At 65.6% G+C, this 15,495-nt stretch carries 16 protein-coding genes; 5 read left to right on the top strand and 11 right to left on the bottom strand.

Annotated elements, in window-relative coordinates:
- Positions 1 to 219: 219 nt before the first annotated feature.
- Both OHS03_RS09885 and OHS03_RS09880 read right to left on the bottom strand, forming a co-directional pair.
- On the bottom strand, positions 220 to 525 hold the full coding sequence (locus tag OHS03_RS09885; RefSeq protein WP_328662449.1) for an ATP dependent DNA ligase: 306 nt from the start codon (positions 523 to 525) through the stop codon (positions 220 to 222).
- A 545-nt stretch (positions 526 to 1,070) separates the two neighbouring features.
- Positions 1,071 to 1,727 (bottom strand): TetR/AcrR family transcriptional regulator, encoded by a 657-nt coding sequence (locus OHS03_RS09880; protein ID WP_328662448.1) that lies wholly within the window; start codon positions 1,725 to 1,727, stop codon positions 1,071 to 1,073.
- A gap of 45 nt (positions 1,728 to 1,772) precedes the next feature.
- On the opposite strand from OHS03_RS09880, the gene OHS03_RS09875 reads away from it, so the two are divergent.
- Positions 1,773 to 2,582 carry a thioesterase family protein gene (locus OHS03_RS09875; protein ID WP_328662447.1) on the top strand — a complete coding sequence of 270 codons (810 nt, stop codon included), beginning with the start codon at positions 1,773 to 1,775 and terminating at the stop codon, positions 2,580 to 2,582.
- Between the two features lie 298 nt (positions 2,583 to 2,880).
- Here the strand turns inward: OHS03_RS09875 and OHS03_RS09870 are convergent, their stop codons facing one another.
- The 3 genes from OHS03_RS09870 to OHS03_RS09860 form a co-directional block, all read right to left on the bottom strand.
- Positions 2,881 to 3,198 carry a hypothetical protein gene (locus tag OHS03_RS09870; RefSeq protein WP_328662446.1) on the bottom strand — a complete coding sequence of 106 codons (318 nt, stop codon included), beginning with the start codon at positions 3,196 to 3,198 and terminating at the stop codon, positions 2,881 to 2,883.
- Between the two features lie 448 nt (positions 3,199 to 3,646).
- A complete protein-coding gene (locus OHS03_RS09865; protein ID WP_328662445.1) occupies positions 3,647 to 4,303 on the bottom strand; it encodes a DUF8548 family protein in 657 nt (218 codons plus the stop codon).
- 309 nt (positions 4,304 to 4,612) lie between these two features.
- Positions 4,613 to 5,281 (bottom strand): TetR/AcrR family transcriptional regulator, encoded by a 669-nt coding sequence (locus OHS03_RS09860; RefSeq protein ID WP_328662444.1) that lies wholly within the window; start codon positions 5,279 to 5,281, stop codon positions 4,613 to 4,615.
- A gap of 151 nt (positions 5,282 to 5,432) precedes the next feature.
- On the opposite strand from OHS03_RS09860, the gene OHS03_RS09855 reads away from it, so the two are divergent.
- Together OHS03_RS09855 and OHS03_RS09850 are read left to right on the top strand one after the other, a co-directional pair.
- Positions 5,433 to 6,269, top strand: a complete 837-nt coding sequence (locus tag OHS03_RS09855) for an oxidoreductase (protein ID WP_328662443.1) — start codon at positions 5,433 to 5,435, stop codon at positions 6,267 to 6,269.
- Positions 6,270 to 6,315: 46 nt separating this feature from the next.
- Positions 6,316 to 7,344 (top strand): DJ-1/PfpI family protein, encoded by a 1,029-nt coding sequence (locus tag OHS03_RS09850; RefSeq protein ID WP_328662442.1) that lies wholly within the window; start codon positions 6,316 to 6,318, stop codon positions 7,342 to 7,344.
- A gap of 278 nt (positions 7,345 to 7,622) precedes the next feature.
- Here the strand turns inward: OHS03_RS09850 and OHS03_RS34680 are convergent, their stop codons facing one another.
- Genes OHS03_RS34680 through OHS03_RS09825 form a run of 5 tightly spaced genes read right to left on the bottom strand, consistent with a single transcriptional unit; the run spans position 7,623 to position 11,666 of the window.
- On the bottom strand, positions 7,623 to 7,727 hold the full coding sequence (locus OHS03_RS34680) for a DUF202 domain-containing protein (RefSeq protein WP_364653962.1): 105 nt from the start codon (positions 7,725 to 7,727) through the stop codon (positions 7,623 to 7,625).
- Positions 7,724 to 8,686, bottom strand: coding sequence for an ABC transporter substrate-binding protein (locus OHS03_RS09840; protein ID WP_328662441.1), 963 nt, complete (start codon positions 8,684 to 8,686; stop codon positions 7,724 to 7,726). Before OHS03_RS09840 ends, OHS03_RS34680 begins: the two co-directional genes overlap by 4 nt.
- Before the next feature lie 26 nt (positions 8,687 to 8,712).
- Positions 8,713 to 9,471, bottom strand: coding sequence for an ABC transporter ATP-binding protein (locus tag OHS03_RS09835; RefSeq protein WP_328662440.1), 759 nt, complete (start codon positions 9,469 to 9,471; stop codon positions 8,713 to 8,715).
- Between the two features lies 1 nt (position 9,472).
- On the bottom strand, positions 9,473 to 10,330 hold the full coding sequence (locus OHS03_RS09830; RefSeq protein WP_328662439.1) for an ABC transporter permease: 858 nt from the start codon (positions 10,328 to 10,330) through the stop codon (positions 9,473 to 9,475).
- Between the two features lie 40 nt (positions 10,331 to 10,370).
- Complete coding sequence (locus tag OHS03_RS09825; protein ID WP_328662438.1) at positions 10,371 to 11,666, bottom strand: aryl-sulfate sulfotransferase; 1,296 nt, start codon at positions 11,664 to 11,666, stop codon at positions 10,371 to 10,373.
- A gap of 157 nt (positions 11,667 to 11,823) precedes the next feature.
- On the opposite strand from OHS03_RS09825, the gene OHS03_RS09820 reads away from it, so the two are divergent.
- Entirely contained in the window at positions 11,824 to 12,876 is a 1,053-nt protein-coding gene (locus OHS03_RS09820) for a LacI family DNA-binding transcriptional regulator (RefSeq protein ID WP_328662437.1), read from the top strand.
- A 108-nt stretch (positions 12,877 to 12,984) separates the two neighbouring features.
- Here the strand turns inward: OHS03_RS09820 and OHS03_RS09815 are convergent, their stop codons facing one another.
- A complete protein-coding gene (locus tag OHS03_RS09815) occupies positions 12,985 to 13,782 on the bottom strand; it encodes a TetR/AcrR family transcriptional regulator (RefSeq protein WP_328662436.1) in 798 nt (265 codons plus the stop codon).
- A 132-nt stretch (positions 13,783 to 13,914) separates the two neighbouring features.
- Here OHS03_RS09815 and OHS03_RS09810 point away from each other — a divergent pair, with 132 nt between their 5' ends.
- A complete protein-coding gene (locus OHS03_RS09810; protein WP_328662435.1) occupies positions 13,915 to 15,372 on the top strand; it encodes an MFS transporter in 1,458 nt (485 codons plus the stop codon).
- The last annotated feature ends 123 nt before the right edge of the window (positions 15,373 to 15,495 follow it).

Raw genomic sequence — 15,495 nt, 5'->3', positions numbered from 1 at the left:
TCGCGTCGTTGCGCTTCCCCGAAGTGATGCAAACCCGTCGAAATTTACCGCCTTCGTGAAGAATCACCATTAACTTACACGGTAACCGCAGCTGGCGTCAGCGAATGTCGTCGCAACCTCTGCGATCGCGCCGCAGGCCATCGGCAGTCTGCAGTGCGGTTCGACTATTGGGGCAGAGACTTTGGGGTCGATTGCACGACCATGGGGACCAGTGTGTGGTTAGCGTGGTCCGAATCGATCGCCGATGGACCCGCTGCCGGGTGGCGCATCTGCTCCGCCGATCTCGCGGTACTCGATGTCAGCGACGAAGACCGGCTCGACCCACCACGCGGTCCGCGCGATAGGTGCCGGCGGCGGGTTGTCGAGCGGGCTGGTTTCGCGGCGGAACTCGTCCGGCGCGGTTCGAAGGCTGAATCGCGATGCCGCGGTGAAACCCGTCCCGACTCCGCCGGTGCAGCGTCCGTCGGGGGTGCGCTCAGCCAGGACCGGTGATCTGCGTACACAGATCACCGACGACCAACTCACGCTCGCAGGCTGAACTCCCACCTTCGCTCCACGGAGACCACGTGCAGCCCAGATGATTGTGCTGAACACCCTGACCGCGACCCACTCGGAATCTGTCCTCGCAACGTGTTCGGTTCCGTCGATCCTGTGCGCGATATAGGAAGCAGTTCCCCGCCGAAGTATGCGGTCTTGTCGACCAGTTGGTGAGGTCGGCCGCGTACATCTACCAACTCGACCAACACGATGCCCGGCTGCGGATCGTCGCTGAGCCGATAGACAGCGATGGCAGGCAGTTCACAGCCATCACCCTTTCCCAGCGTCCCTCTCACGGCAACAGCGTATCGGTCCGCAAGCGGACCGATACGTGCGCGACAATCGCATCTGAAGACATACCGATCCTCTACTGGTCAAGCTATGGCGCAGACCTGGTACAGCGATCGACAACCTCTAGCGCTACGGCCGGCAGGAAACCGGCAACGCTCAACACGACCGGCCTCGGGTCCCGCCCTTCATCTTCGGTTCTCGGCAGGTCAGGGATCTCCGTCAGACCGATGGCCTCACCGGGATCAGGGCGAGTGCAGGCCCTCCAGAGCGGCAACGAGTGCGGGGCTGGTTCGAATCTCGGGCAGGCGCGCTTGTAGGGCGACGCCGAAACCTGCCATGCGGATCGTGTCGTCGATGAAGGCGTCCAGGTCCTCGGGCCATGGCAGTTGCGGCTGGGTGATGAGCAGCGAGACGCAGCCGTGCGCAGCCGACCACAGATGCAGCGCCAGTGTGCCTGGGTCGCCGTGCATCAGGCCGGTGGCGACACAGGTGGCGATCGCGTCGGTCATCAACCGGAAACAGGTTGTCGCGGCAGGATTTTCGGAACTGGATGTGCGCATCAGCAGGACCCGGTACTGCACCGGGTGCTCGAGTGCGAACTTGACGTAGGCGCGACCGAACCGCCCCAGCGAGTGGAAGGGGTCTGCGACCTGGCAGCGGTGGAACAGTTCCTCGAGTTGACCCCAGACCCGGAAGCAGACCGCCTCGAGCAGGGCTTCCCGGTCGGTGAAATGCAGATAGACCGACGGCGTGGAAACTCCGGCGGCCGAGGCGACGGCGCGCACGGTGAGCGCGTCCTCGGTACCGGCGGTTTCGAGCAGCTGCTCGGCTGCCTCCAGGATCTCCTCCCGTAGCCGCCCGCCCTGTCCTGGATTGGCCCGCACCCTTCTGTCCGTCACCTCATCACATTGACATTGTCAACCTGACGATGTCAACCTGGCTGCATGCAGACCTTCGTCGACGCCACGGCGGTAATCCCCAGTAACGACGCCTTCGCAGCAGACCTCGACTCGCAGTGGGCCGTTGGCGACAAGCTGCACGGCGGCTATCTCCTGGCCGTGCTGGCCCGCGCGGCCGCCGCTCGTTCCGATCACCCGCACCTGACCGCGATCAGCGCCACGTTCCTGGCGCCTCCCTCGCCGGGCGCGGCCAGGGTGACCGTCGAAGTCTTGCGGGCCGGCCGCGCCTCGACGCAGCTGCGCGCTCGGCTGGAGCAGAACGGCCGATCCTGCACCGAAGCCCTGATCACCCTCGGACTGCTCGTGGATTCCGACCCTTGGTGGACGGCCGCGACGGCCCCGGCCATCCTGGCCGAGCACGACTGCTTCCATTCCCCTTCGAACCCGCCGGGCGCGCCATTTCCCGTGCCGCTGCTCGATGTCGTCGAGCATCGCCTTGACCCCTCGACCCTGGGCTTCGTCGTCGGCAAGCCGTCCATGGAGGGTCGTATCGCCGCCTGGCTGCGCCTGGCGGATGGCTCCGACTGGGACTCCTTCTCGCTGCTGATCGCCTTGGACCCGATACCCCCGGCTTCCCTGACCTTGGGCATGCCCGGTTGGGCGCCCACCATCAGCTTCACCGCCTACCTGCGCCGCCGCCCCGCGCCTGGACCCCTCCACGTCACCATGCAGGCCACCGACGTCACCGCAGGCCGAATGCACGAGACAGTCGAAACCTGGGACAGCAAGGGCAATCTCGTCGCCAGCGCCACCCAACTCGCCGCCGTCCGCACCCCCACTGAACGCACGCGGTAATCGGCAGAGCTCTCGAAGGCAGTTCGCCATGCAGAGGTCCTGCCCTCAGCCACCGTTGGCCCGAGGCGGGTCGTGAAGACGACGGTACCGACCGAGGTGACGATCTCTGCCGGGCCTACCTGGTGTTCGGCAGTTGGTCCGCAGCGTGTCCGACTACATCCACCACCACCTCGGGCGATCTGCACCCAACGCTCGCTCATCGGCAGTTGAGTGCGTTCGTCGGCTGGTGCCGCGGCTCTCAGGATCGCGCGGGACGCGGCATGTGCGGACGTGAGGCCCGGACTGAACATCGCGGGGATCAATCCCACCAAGTAACAGCAGCCATCGACCGCTGAGCGGCCTCGACATAGAAATCACGGAGGGTGTCGAAATGCGGGGCCAAGTACTCGAATGGGTGGCGCAGACTTGAGATCGAGTCACCCAAGGCCTGCCGCGCTTGTTCGGCATCCTCGGGCAGTGCTGCCGAGACCAGTCGGAAGTCAGTCTCTGCCAAGGTCTTTGCGATCCGGGTAACCGTGTACGGTGCGACAACGGTCACCGGGTGCACCAATATCGTGTTCGGGTGGCCCCGGTACTCGGGATTGAGCTCTTCGTGTCCGTCGAGCGCGTGCCGCATTGTGGCCAGGATTTCGGCGTCAACTCTTGACAGTTCGAATACGCGCAACAGCGGAGGGCCTGCCCGATCGAGGTCCCGATAGTCCGACGCAGGTGCGCCCTCGAAGGAGCACAATCAGTCGACCTCGTCGGCCAGCCTGAATGGCGCGCCGCGCCCGTTGCTGTTCGGGATGCTTCGGTTTGCGCTCGAAGGTCTTTGTCGGAGGGATTGGCCGCGCGGCCGACGACTTATGGAGCTCATGCCAGTGACGCCAACCAGTCAGGTCGGGGCGCTCGGCGTCTCGCTCGGCGGCACTGTCGCCTCTGTTCCAGCAGGCACCGTCGATCTCTGCCCTGACCGAGTTCGTCAGCGCGGATTCGAGGCACAAACCGCACCAGGTGATGGCCGAGTTGGTCGATCCGTGCAGTACACCGGCCACGCCGGTGTCCCGAATATCCTGACGCCGCCGCTATTTGTGGCGCTCGGCATTCCAGATGGCATGGTCGACTTCCCATGGTGAGACGACACGATCGAGCCGGTCGGTCAGCGATTCCGAGACTTGATCCAGTAGCGAGCGTGCGCCCTCCACGTCGACGTGGAAACCGATACGTGCCAACCACCGAAGGACCATCCGATCTGGCTTGACCCTCTGGTGGTCGCCGACCAACATCCACAGGTAACCCCGCCTGACACCCGCCGCGCCTTCGCCCGGCACCATTCGCAGCGCGTGGTCGATCAGCTCCATCCGCTGATCATCGGACAGTGCGGCGCGACCGTCTGCCAACGTGGCCACGCCATGTTGATTGAGGATTTCGGCATAGCGGAGAACCGCATCTGCTTTGCGGATCCCGCCACGCGTGGACGTGTTCTGCCGGTTCTTTGTCACCACGATGAGAGCATCCGGGTCCGCGTAGCGGCTGATCAGCGCGCTGAGAGGCACAGGATCAGCCATTGACGTCGCCGCCGCCGGAGTAGCCGCGGGGGTGTCCACTCCGAAGTCAGTTGCCACACGTCGGACGACTGGCACTACGTGGTGGTGGTAGTTCGCGCCGATGCTGTAGACGGCATCGAGGACGCAGAAGGTCAGACTCACCCATTGGCGCTCGCGGGGCTGTGGATCCAACACAGCGACAGCGTCAACCAGCGGGGCGAGCGAACCGTTTGACCTCATACGCTCGAAATGTAGTCAGCGACACCGACATCCGCCGAAAGATCGGGATTCGGGACTATTAGAACCTGAACCCGCTCTCGCAGAACCTCGAGAACTGTCGCCTGCCCCGCGGGTCCTCATGATGTATCCATCTACTGGCGTGAGCGTGCCGACTCCGACGGAAGCGCTCGACTCCCGTTCCACCAGAACGCGGTCGAACCCTTCCTACCGCGCACTCACGGTTGAGTCGGCGTCGAACTGCGGGTGCTTCGTCCGCGGTGGTGACTACCGGTCAGGGTCGGAGAGCAGGCCGGTCAACAGGAGCGTGAGGGCACGATCGAGTGCCACGGCAAAGGTCGGCAGGAAAGCCAGATTCGGGTCGGCCTCGTAGACCGCGCGCACAGCCGGTCCCGGATGAGTGTGTGTCCACAGCGAGCCGACGAGGACGATCGTCATGTTGGCGGCCTCGGCGGCCTGCCGGTCGTCGAGTTCGGGCAGGACATTACGAAAGAACGTGGCAAGGCCGGAGAGGGTGTCGTGCGCTCCGCGCTTGTAGTGCGTGGCGACCTCGGTGGAGATGTTGTGGTCGAGGATGCCGGCTTGGACGCTGAGCAGCTCGCAGAGCATCTCGTGGGAAGCGAACGAGGCGGCGAGAGCCGACGCGGTCGACTTGATTCTGACGGGGGCGGCCCCGTCGATGTGGGCGGGCAGTTGGTCGACGACCTCGGTCAGGAAGTCGCGGGCCATGCTCGCGAGGAGTTCGAGCAGGACTGCTTCGCGTGATTCGAAGTAGCGCAGGACATTCGACTTCGCCAGCCCCACGCGGCGGCTGAGCTCGTTGAGGCTCAGCGCGGATACCGGCATCTCGCTGAGCATCGACGCCGCGGTCGCCAGGATGCTCAATCGCCGGGTTTCGCGCTGCTCTTGGCTACGGGCACGCTGGAACGTCGTCATACACCCCGATGTTACAGACCGAAGGTCTTTTGATTGAAGACCGGAGGTCTATTGATATCAGACCGATGGTCCGATACTCTCGAAGAGACCGCAGGTTCGTTATGTGGCGCAGGGCTCGGCCACCGAGCCGCATCAGAGGGAAGGAAGGGAAATGACGAACAAGGTAGCCCTGGTCACCGGCGCTTCCTCCGGCATCGGAGAGGACGCCGCGCGCCAGCTCCAGTCGGCCGGTTTCACCGTCTACGGCGCGGCACGGCGCACCGAACAGATGAAGGATCTGGCCTCCTCGGGTGTGCGCACGCTGTCTCTCGACGTCACCGACGAGGCTTCGGCCGAGAAGGCGGTCGCCGAGATCATCGAGTCAGAAGGGTGCATCGACGTACTCGTCAACAACGCCGGCTACGGCTCCTACGGCGCACTGGAGGACGTTCCCCTCGACGAAGCCCGCGCCCAGCTCGAGGTGAACGTGTTCGGCCTTGCCCGCATGACCCAGCTCGTCCTGCCCCACATGCGCGCCCAGCATTCCGGCACCATCGTGAACATCAGCTCGATGGGCGGGCGCTTCGCCACCCCGATGGGCGCCTGGTATCACGCCAGCAAGTACGCCGTCGAGGGACTCAGTGACGCGCTCCGCCTGGAAGTGACGCGGTTCGGCATCGATGTCGTCGTGATCGAGCCCGGCTCCATCCGCACCGGATGGGGCCTGATCGCCGCCGACAAGCTGCGCGCCACCTCCGGCCACAGCCCCTATGCCGAACAAGCTGCCGCGATGGCGGTATCGCTGGATCAGAGCTCACGGCCCGACGCCCGCATGACCTCGCCGCCGTCTGTCATCGGCAAGGTCGTGACGAAGGCGGCGACCGTGCGACGTCCACGCACCCGCTACCGCGTCGGCTTCGGCGCCGGCCCCCTGGTCTTGCTCAGCAAGATCTTGCCCGACCGCGCCTTCGACTCGCTGATCAAGCGCTCCACCGGCGTCCCGGCTTGACCCCACCTCTGGCCCCGGCCGGCACACTCCGAAAGAAGCAAACCTCATGTCCGAGTCCACCACTCGCCCCAAGGCCCTGATCGTGTTGTCCTCGGCTCGCTTGCTCCCACTGAGCCAACCTCCCAACACCGAGATTCCCACCGGCTTTTTCCTCGTCGAGCTCGCCGCCGTCATGGCCGAGTTCGACAAGACCCACGACTTCATCCTCGCCACCCCCGACGGCCGACCACCGCAGCTCGACATCAATGGCATGGCCCTCAACTTCCAAGCTGCAGGCAGCCTCGGCCTCGCAACCGCCCGCACCACCTTGCAGAGCAACGTCAAGCACCTCAGCCCCCAGCAACTGCGCGAGAAGAACCCCGGCCTCCTCGAACGCCGCAACGACGAGCTCGCCCTCGCTCACCGACTCCTCGGGCGTCTGCCCGTCTCGCAGGCATTGCCCAAGACCGACGAAGAAGCCGTCGCCATCCGCGATGACATCGTCGCAGGCTTCGACGCCCTGCCCCAGCTCGAGTACTTGTCCCTCCCCCAGCTCATCGAACGCCACCGTGACCCCGCCGACGCCTTCACTCTGGCCGACGTCGACTTCGTTCACATGCCCGGCGGCCACGCCCCCATGGTCGACTTCCACGACAACCCCTGGATGGGCGAACTGCTCAACACCCTGCACGAGGAAAACGTCCCCATCTCCCTGATCTGCCACGCCCCCATCGCCCTCACCTCCGCGAAGTACCGCATCGACGCCGACGGCAAGACCACCGTCGACCCCGACCACGCCTTCAAGGGCGCACACATCACCACCGTCCCCAAGTACGGCGAGAAGATGATGCTCGCCACCCAGTACCCGAAAGTGCCCGGCGAACGCACCCGCCTGACCTACTACGTCGATGTCGCCCTCGAGGACGCCGGCTACGACGTCAGCCTCACCCTCAACCCCTCCGCACCCAAGACGGTCTGGGACGAAGACCACAACCTGCTCACCGGCAACGGGCCCCAGACCGTCGACGAGCAGGCCGACCGCCTCGCCGAAATCCTTCGCGAGCGGACGAACACCGCCCGAGCCACCCACCGGTAACAACACCCGACCCCGAGGACACATCGCGACTTGCAGAAGACCGTGTTCTTCGAAAAGGGATGTATGACAACCGAAGTCGACCTCCGAGGCGGCGTCTTCGATGACCATGGCCGCATCCTGCTCATCCGCGACCGCAGTGACGAAAGATCGACGCTGCCCGGCGGCTGGTGCGACGTCTCGGCCCCACCCTCGCTCGCAGTCGAACGCGAAGTCGAGGAAGAATCCGAAATGGTGCGCGCCAGCAGGATCGTGAGGTGCGCGCGCGACCCTGTAGCGAACTATGGAGTCGGCGTGCTGAGGCTGGACTGGATCACCGCGATCGCTGTCGCCAGTAATGCCAACGATGTTCGCTGCCAGGCGAGAATTTCCGGAGCGTCGGTCATTTACTCACCGGAAGGAAGCGGTTGTCGGTCAGCGTCGCATAGTCCGGCAGCGGGGTACCGGCCTTGATCTTGCCTTGGCTCTCGGCCCATCGGCCCAGCTCGTCGAGCTTGCCCGGCAGCGCGGGCGGCAACTGCATCGTGAAGTCGAACTGCGGAAGCACAGTACGCAGCAGGTCGGGGCGTAGCTGTGTGGCCGCCGCGACCGCCTCGACAGCGGGATCGGCGAGTGCTTTCAGTTGCTCGCTCGCGTCGGACAGCGCCGCGAAGAACGAGGTCACGGCGTCGGCCTTGCGGGTGAGGGCGTCCTGTGTGGCCAGGTAGAGGCTGTGCTGGTTGTAGCTGCCGCCGGACAGTTCGACCGCGTCGGCGCCGAGCGCGGAAATGACCTGGGCCTGGTAGGGCTGGAAGACCGACACCGCGTCGATATCGCGTTGAGTGGCCGCGGTGACCATCGCCGAGGGTGCCACCTGGACCAAGTTCGCTGCGATGTTGTTGTGCGCCAGGGCGTTCGCGGCGAAGTAGGCGGCACTGGTGCCCAGTGGTGTGCCGATGGATTTGCCCGCCAGGTCGGCGACGTCGTTGATGCCGGCGCTCCGTCGGGCGACGATGCGTGAGCCCTGCCAGCGTGAGCCGTCTCCGACGATGCGCAGCGACGGTGACCGGGTGAGTACGGCGGAGGTGGGCACGTCGGCGGCGGTGGCGATGTCGACCTGTCCGGCAGCGACCGCCTGCAGTGCTTCGACCCCGGAGGGAAAGTTGATGACCTTTACCTTGACGTTGTGCTTGCCGAACAACCCCAGCCGGTCGGCGACGGGTATCTGAGCCCAGGACGGGTCGACGACGAATCCGACGGTGAGCGTGGCGGGATCGGTACTGCCCGCCTCGCCGCAGGCGGCAACGCCCGAGAGGGCAAGAGCGGCCGAGGCCGCGGCGACAATACGTCGGAGAGATTTCTTCACGGTGAGTCCTAGCTCGAAAAGGTGGGTCAGGCGATGGCGTGGTCGATGCCGAGCTCGTGGTGCAGGAGCTTGCGGATCCGGCTGTAGCCGGGCTGTTCGGCCAGTGCGTCCGAATGACGCGGCCGGGTCAAGGGATTCGCGATGTGTTCGACGATGTGGCCGTCGCGCAGCACGCTGACGGTGTCGGACAGCCGGATCGCTTCGTCGATGTCGTGGGTGACGAACACGACGGTGCGGTGGTACCGGGTCCACAGGTCGATGAGCAGGTCCTGCATTTTCAGCCGCGTCAGCGCGTCCAGTGCCGCAAAGGGTTCGTCCATCAGCATCACGGCGGGCTCGCCGGCGAGCATGCGGGCGATGCTCACTCGCTGGCGCATGCCACCGGACAGTTCGCTGGGACGGCGTGCGCCGACTCCCTCGGGCAGCTCGACAACATCGAGTAGTTCGACGATGCGCGCCGGTCGTTGCCGGGCGCGCACGCCCCGAGCCCGCAGGGTGAACTCGATATTGTCGGCCACCGACATCCACGGAAACAGCACATCGCGTTGAAAGGCCATGCCACGGCGCGGATCCGGCGCCAGTACCGGGGTCTCGTTATCGGTCACCGTCCCGGCAGTGGGGGTGATGAGACCGGCAAGACAGTGCAGCAGGGTCGATTTGCCGCTACCGGAGGCGCCGACCAACACGGTGAACGAGCCGTCGGGGATCGACATGTTGATCCCGTCGAGCGTCGGGGCCTGTTGTCCGGGGTAGTGAACAACGAGGTCGTGGGTATGTAGTGCCATCTCAGTGCTCCTTTTCCGACCATTTCGTCAGCGGCGCGGTGAGCGAGGCGATCGCCAGGTCGCAGACGGCGCCGATGATGCCGAGAACGATCAGGCACGCGATCACGCGGTCGGCTTGGGAGAACATCTGCGACTGGTAGATGCGATAGCCGATTCCCTCGGTCGTTCCCGTCATTTCGGCAACGACGATGAGGACGAACGACATCGCGGCACCGACACGCAGTCCGGAGACGATGTCGGGGGCCGCTTCGGGCAACACGATCCTGAGCAGCGTCTGGCGCCGCCCAGCGCCCAGGCAGCGCGCGGCTTGCAAGTAGTCCCGTGGGGTGCCCGACAAGCCGGTGTGACTGTTGATCCATACCGGGACGAAAACGCCGAGCGCGATCACCAGCGCCTTGCTGTCCTCGCCGAGCCCGAACCACAGGATCGCCAGCGGGACCAGTCCGATCGTCGGAATGGGAGAGAGTAATCGCAGGACCGGTTGAAGCAGTGTGCGTCCGGTCGCGGTGTTCGCGGTCAGGATTGCCGCGGTGATGCCTGCCAGCGCACCGATGACGAATCCTGTTGCGGCACGGCGCAAGCTGGCGATGATGTCGTCGGCCAATATGCCGTCGAGCCACATGCTGTACCCGGCTCGCCCGATCTCGGGCAGGGCCGGAAACAGCTCGTCCGGGAACTGCCCGCTTGCTGCGACCAGTGACCACACCAGGGCGGCCAGACCGAGCCCGGTGACCGTCCACGCCAGTGCCTTCGCGCGCGCGATCCACACGGGTGTGCCGGTGGGGCGTGGTCGTCGCGCGCTGCGTTTCGAGGTCGCCGGTGGATCGGAAGCTGTCGTGGTTCCCACGCTGGTTGTCACCTCGTCGTCCTTCCTTCAGTTCGGTGTCGACGTGGTCCGGTCAGCTGTCAACCGATGCCGACGCGAGGTCGGGAACCCATTCGAAGGGAACCGACTGAGCTCGATACACCAACGGTGTCAACGTGAGTCGGTCGACTCCGGGTACGCGCGGTTGGCGAACCTCGGGCTCACCGGCGACGCCGTAGCCCTCGTAAGGGCTGTGGTACTCCCACACCACCGCGCCGTCGGGGGTCACCTGGAACAACCTGCCCCGCATTCCCTCGGTGATGAGGGTGTTGCCGTTGGGCAGTCGCTGAGCGTTGCTGACGAAGGAACTGAAGAACGTCCACGACGGCCGCTCGGAGTCCTCGGCGGTGTACTGCCAGACGATCTGCTCGGTGGTCGGATCGATCTCGAGCACCCGCGATCCCGCGTAGATACCCAGCGACGCAGGCGGATAGCCGGCACCACCCTGATTGTCGAAGACCAGGATGTTGCCCGCGCCCGGCAGGCCCGGCGCGATCATGTGCGGATTGTGCTGGCCCGAAATCTGGTCGACCGGGCGCGGCACCTTGTGGACGTTGATGCGCTGATGCTGGGCGCCGGGGACGGCGTCGAAATACGGGCCGAGCTTCCAGGCGATCGCGCCGGATGCCTTGTCGATCAGGGCGACAATATTGGCTTTGCGGAAGCTGACGACGATGTTGTCCGGATGGAAGACCGTGTCGGGATCCTGGGTGTGCCAGGTGTTGGGCCCCAGCGATTTCGCGCTGTTCATTTCCAGGTAGCCCCACGGGTCTTCGGGGTCACGGGCCGCGGTGGCGCGCAGGGCCTGCCACCCGAGTTCGGTGAAGCCGAACTCGTGCAGATGGTCACCGGCGAGCCACTGCCACACGATCGCGCCGTCGGGATCGACCTCGATCAGTCCTTGATCACCCACGGTCGCCGCACCGAGGTCGGGCACCACCCGGGGCACGGTGACCAGCAACAGCCGGTTGCCGTTGGGCAGCAGCTCCCAGTCGTGATTCTGACGTGCGGCTCCGCCTGGCGCCTGGCTCCCCCATTCCCACACCGTGTCCCCCGCCCAATCCAGCTGGCCGACAGTCCCGTTGGCGTAGATTCCGCCGCGGGCGTCGCCGCTCTCGCTGAGCTGGACTCCGAGGTCACCGATGCGGCCGCCGTTGAGCGCCGGGTCGATGATCCGGGGCGGGACCCCCGCGAACGGCCACTCCCGAACGACGGTGCCCGCGAGGTCTATCAGGCGGGTGATCGAGTCCGCGCCGGTGAACAGGATGTAGCTGTCGTAGGCGTCGTCGGGATCGTGATGGGTGACTCCGCTGAGTCGTGCGTAGGACATGTCGTCTACTTCACCTGTCGTATGTTGCGGCACTGGGTCACGCTTGTAACGTGTCTAATCGATTAGCGTAATCACTAATCGAGCGCCGGATAGGGTAGGAATCCGCATGAACAAAACCCGAACGGCCTCCGGCGGGGGCTGCGAAACTGGAGCGAATGTGACCACGAAACGGCCCACCCTCGCCGATGTCGCGACGCTGGCCGGCGTCTCGACCGCCGTGGTGAGCTACGTCCTCAACGACGGGCCCCGGCCGGTGTCGGATGCCTTGCGCGTCAAGGTCCTCGCCGCCGCCGACGAGCTGCGCTATCGCCCCGATCGCAATGCCAGAGCGCTGCGACGACCGCGCAAGTGGCGCCAACTCGGTCTGCTGGTCCCCGATCTCAGACTGCCGCTGTATGCCGCACTGGCCGGGCGACTCGAGATCGAGGCGCGCGCCCGTGATCACCTGACCATGATCGGCAACACGGGATACGACCCCGACCGCGAACTCGAGTTCACTGCGGCGTTCACCGACGTCGGCATCGACGGACTGATCGTGGTCGGCGCGGTCAACACCCCTGAAATCACCAAGTCCTGCCGCCGCGCCCGCGTGCCCGTCGCATGGGTGCACAGCCGACGCGGGCCAGTCGACGCTCCGACGCCGCTGGTCTGCGCCGACCACGTCGCGGCAGGCAGACTGGCGGCCGCCCACCTCACCGAGGTCCACCACTGTCATGACATCGCTTTCGTCGGCGGCTTCACCGCCCAAGACGTCGAATACGGTGACCGAGAAACCGTCGCGCAGCGCCACGAAGGCTTCATCTCGATCACCGGCTCCGACACCCTGATCCACACAGACCTGACCCCCGAGGGCGCCTACCGGGCAGTCAGCGCCCGTCTCCTTTCCGGCACGCCTCCCCCACAGGGCCTGGTGGTCGGCACGAACGCGCAGGCCGCCGCGACCATGCGCGCAGTCACCGACGCGGGCCTGCGTGTGCCCGCCGACATCCGCGTCGTCGGATTCGACGCTGGTACGACGCAGAACTTCGGCCAGATCACTCTCACCTCGGCGCAGCAACCCATCGAGGCCATCGCGCAGCACGCGATCGCCGACGTTCTCGATCGCGCGACAACAGATGACTCCATGGAACGCACCCCGATGCCGGTCACCCTCGATCGGGGCGAGTCCTGCGGGTGCCTACCCGAGCTCAACAGAGATACCGACCGCTAGATGCCACGGCGCAGGCCGCACCCTCTATGCCTGCCGAAATGACAACTCACGTTGTCACAGTTGATGGACCAGATCTTTATCCATGAGCCACCCACCGAAGTGACAACCTTAGTTGTCACCGGTCGTGGCGTTCGGCCACCGCTTGCGGGCCGCCTGCCGACTGATCCCGACCAGTCGACCCACCTCACCGTAGGACGCGCCACCAGCGAGCGCGATCCTGGCGCACTCGTCGACCCGTTCGGCAGCGGCCCGACGCGCGGCATCCGCTTCGGCCAGCGCGGCCAGAGCAGTGCGCGGCTCTTCGGCTTCCGGCGGCAAACCATCCATCACCAGCGGGCGCAGGCACGGTCCGACCAACTCGACCAACCGCTCCGCCGGCGCATCCGACACCCCGGGAATATGGACCATGTAGCGCGCGACCAGCACGCCCAGTACCAGCGTGCCGATCAACGCGGACCGCCGCTCAGCGTCTGGACCGACCAGCACGCGCGTCCACGGGCTGGTCTCCGGATTCATGATCGCGCAGCGCACGGCATGCGCGGCCTCCGGATGAGTGAGCATCGACCGCAGCACCGGCATCGTCCGATCATCCTTGCGGTCCACATCCGCCAAGGCGTGCCGCAGCAGTCGTTCACCGAGTTGCTCCGGCGGGCCTTCCAAGGCGTCGTCGAGGGTGATCGGAATGCCCGACACCGCGTCGAACAGTGCGCTCTTGGCGCCGAAATGCTGCATCACCAGCGCCGGATCGACATCTGCGCGCTGCGCGATGGCCCGGATCGTGGTCTCGAGGTAGCCACGCTCGGCGAAGAGCTCGCGCGCGGCGTCCAGGATCAGCTGCCGGGTCTGACTGCGCCGCTCGGCCCGGCTGACGGATGCGGGCACCGCGTCGAGTTCGTGCACTGTCATCGCAACCTCACTCAACATCTGTAGACGAAATAGGGCGGGATCCCTATGCTGGTCTCAGTCTACAAGCGTAGAGCAGAAGCGCACCGTCGCGCAGCAGCTCGACCATCCCCCGAATCCTTCGATCGGACAGCGATGATCAGCCGAGATACCCAGCCCACCAACCGACTTCACGACGAGAATGCGCCGACCGCCGGCAAGCGCGACCGCCGCCTGTCCATCGTGTTGGGCGTCATCGTGACGTGCCAGCTCATGGTCGCGGTCGACAGCAATGTCGTCAATATCGCCCTGCCCGAAATCCGATCCGGGCTCGAGATGTCCGAATCGGCGCTCGCCTGGGTATTCAGTGCCTATTCGCTGGCCTACGGCGGCCTGCTACTCCTCGGCGGCCGGGCCAGCGACCTGCTCGGCAGACGCCGAATGTTCATCTGGGGCCTGGGCCTGGTTGTCGCGGCCTCGATCCTCGGCGGCCTCGCGCCCGATGAGAGCCTGCTGATCGCCGCACGCGCGCTCCAGGGCGTCGGCTTCGCCTTCGCGAGCCCCGCTGCCCTGTCGATGATCGCTGCCACCTTCGCGGAGGGCCCCGAACGCACCCGCGCGCTCGGAATCTTCTCCATGGTCACCGGTTTCGGCATCACCCTCGGCCTGATCCTCGGTGGCGTCCTCACCACCGTGAGCTGGCGGCTGGTGTTCTTCGTCAATGTGCCGATCGGCGTGCTGACGATTGTTCTCGCGCTGCGCTATCTGACCGAAACCGAGCGCCATACAGGCACATTCGATCTTCTCGGGGCAATCCTGTCCACGCTCGGCATGGTCGGCGTCGCCTACGGGCTCACCCACGGATCCGGCGGGTGGACCGAGCCGGGCACCGTGGTGCCGATCGTCGTCGGCATCGCGCTCATCGCGGTGTTCGTCTACATCGAACGGCGCGCCGATCACCCGATCATGCCGTTGCGCCTGCTCGGCGACCCGGTTCGGGCCGGTGCCTACCTGACATTCGTCTTGCTGATGGCGGCCATGGCAGGCACCTACATCCTGCTCTCGCTCTACATCCAGGAAGCGCTCGGTTTCAGCCCACTGATCGCCGGAATCGCCTTTCTGCCCATGGCTTCGGTCCAGTTCGGTGTGGCGAAGTCGGCGCCGACACTGATCGCCCGATTCGGCCGCAAGCAGGTACTCCTGACCGGGGTGGTGCTGATGATGCTGGAAGCGATCTGGCTGACCACCACCGATGAGTCGACCAACTACCTCACCGGCGTTCTAGGCCCCTTCGTTCTGCTCGGCGCGGGTCTGAGTCTGGCCTTCGTCACGTTGAACATGACCGTGCTCGGCGGACTCGAGCCTCGCGATATGGGCGCCGCGTCCGGATTGCTCCAAGCAACCCAGCAGATCGGACTTTCGTTGGGGGTGGCCATTCTGACCACCGTCTATCAGTCGGCCAGAGCCGCACGGGCCCAGGACAACACCGGGACCAAGGACATTCTCGCGCACGGCCTTTCCACCGCTGTGATCGCTGCCGTGATCTTCACCGCGGCGGCCCTGCTGATCAGTCTGTTCGTCGTCAAGGTGCCCAAGGCGGCCGTTGCGGCCTGACGTCGGTTCGATCTGTGAGCCTCTGCGCGTGAACGGGGGCCGGAGCGGGGCAGGCAGGCGGAGAGCCAGCCGGTGTGCACCCCAACCCAGAACAGGGCCGATGCCGGTCAGCGGGAGCGCCTG

The sequence above is a fragment of the Nocardia salmonicida genome (assembly GCF_036142455.1).
GTDB lineage: Bacteria > Actinomycetota > Actinomycetes > Mycobacteriales > Mycobacteriaceae > Nocardia > Nocardia salmonicida.
The sequence above is the reverse complement of the archived record's forward strand: the minus strand, read 5'-3'. Positions and strand labels throughout refer to the sequence as shown.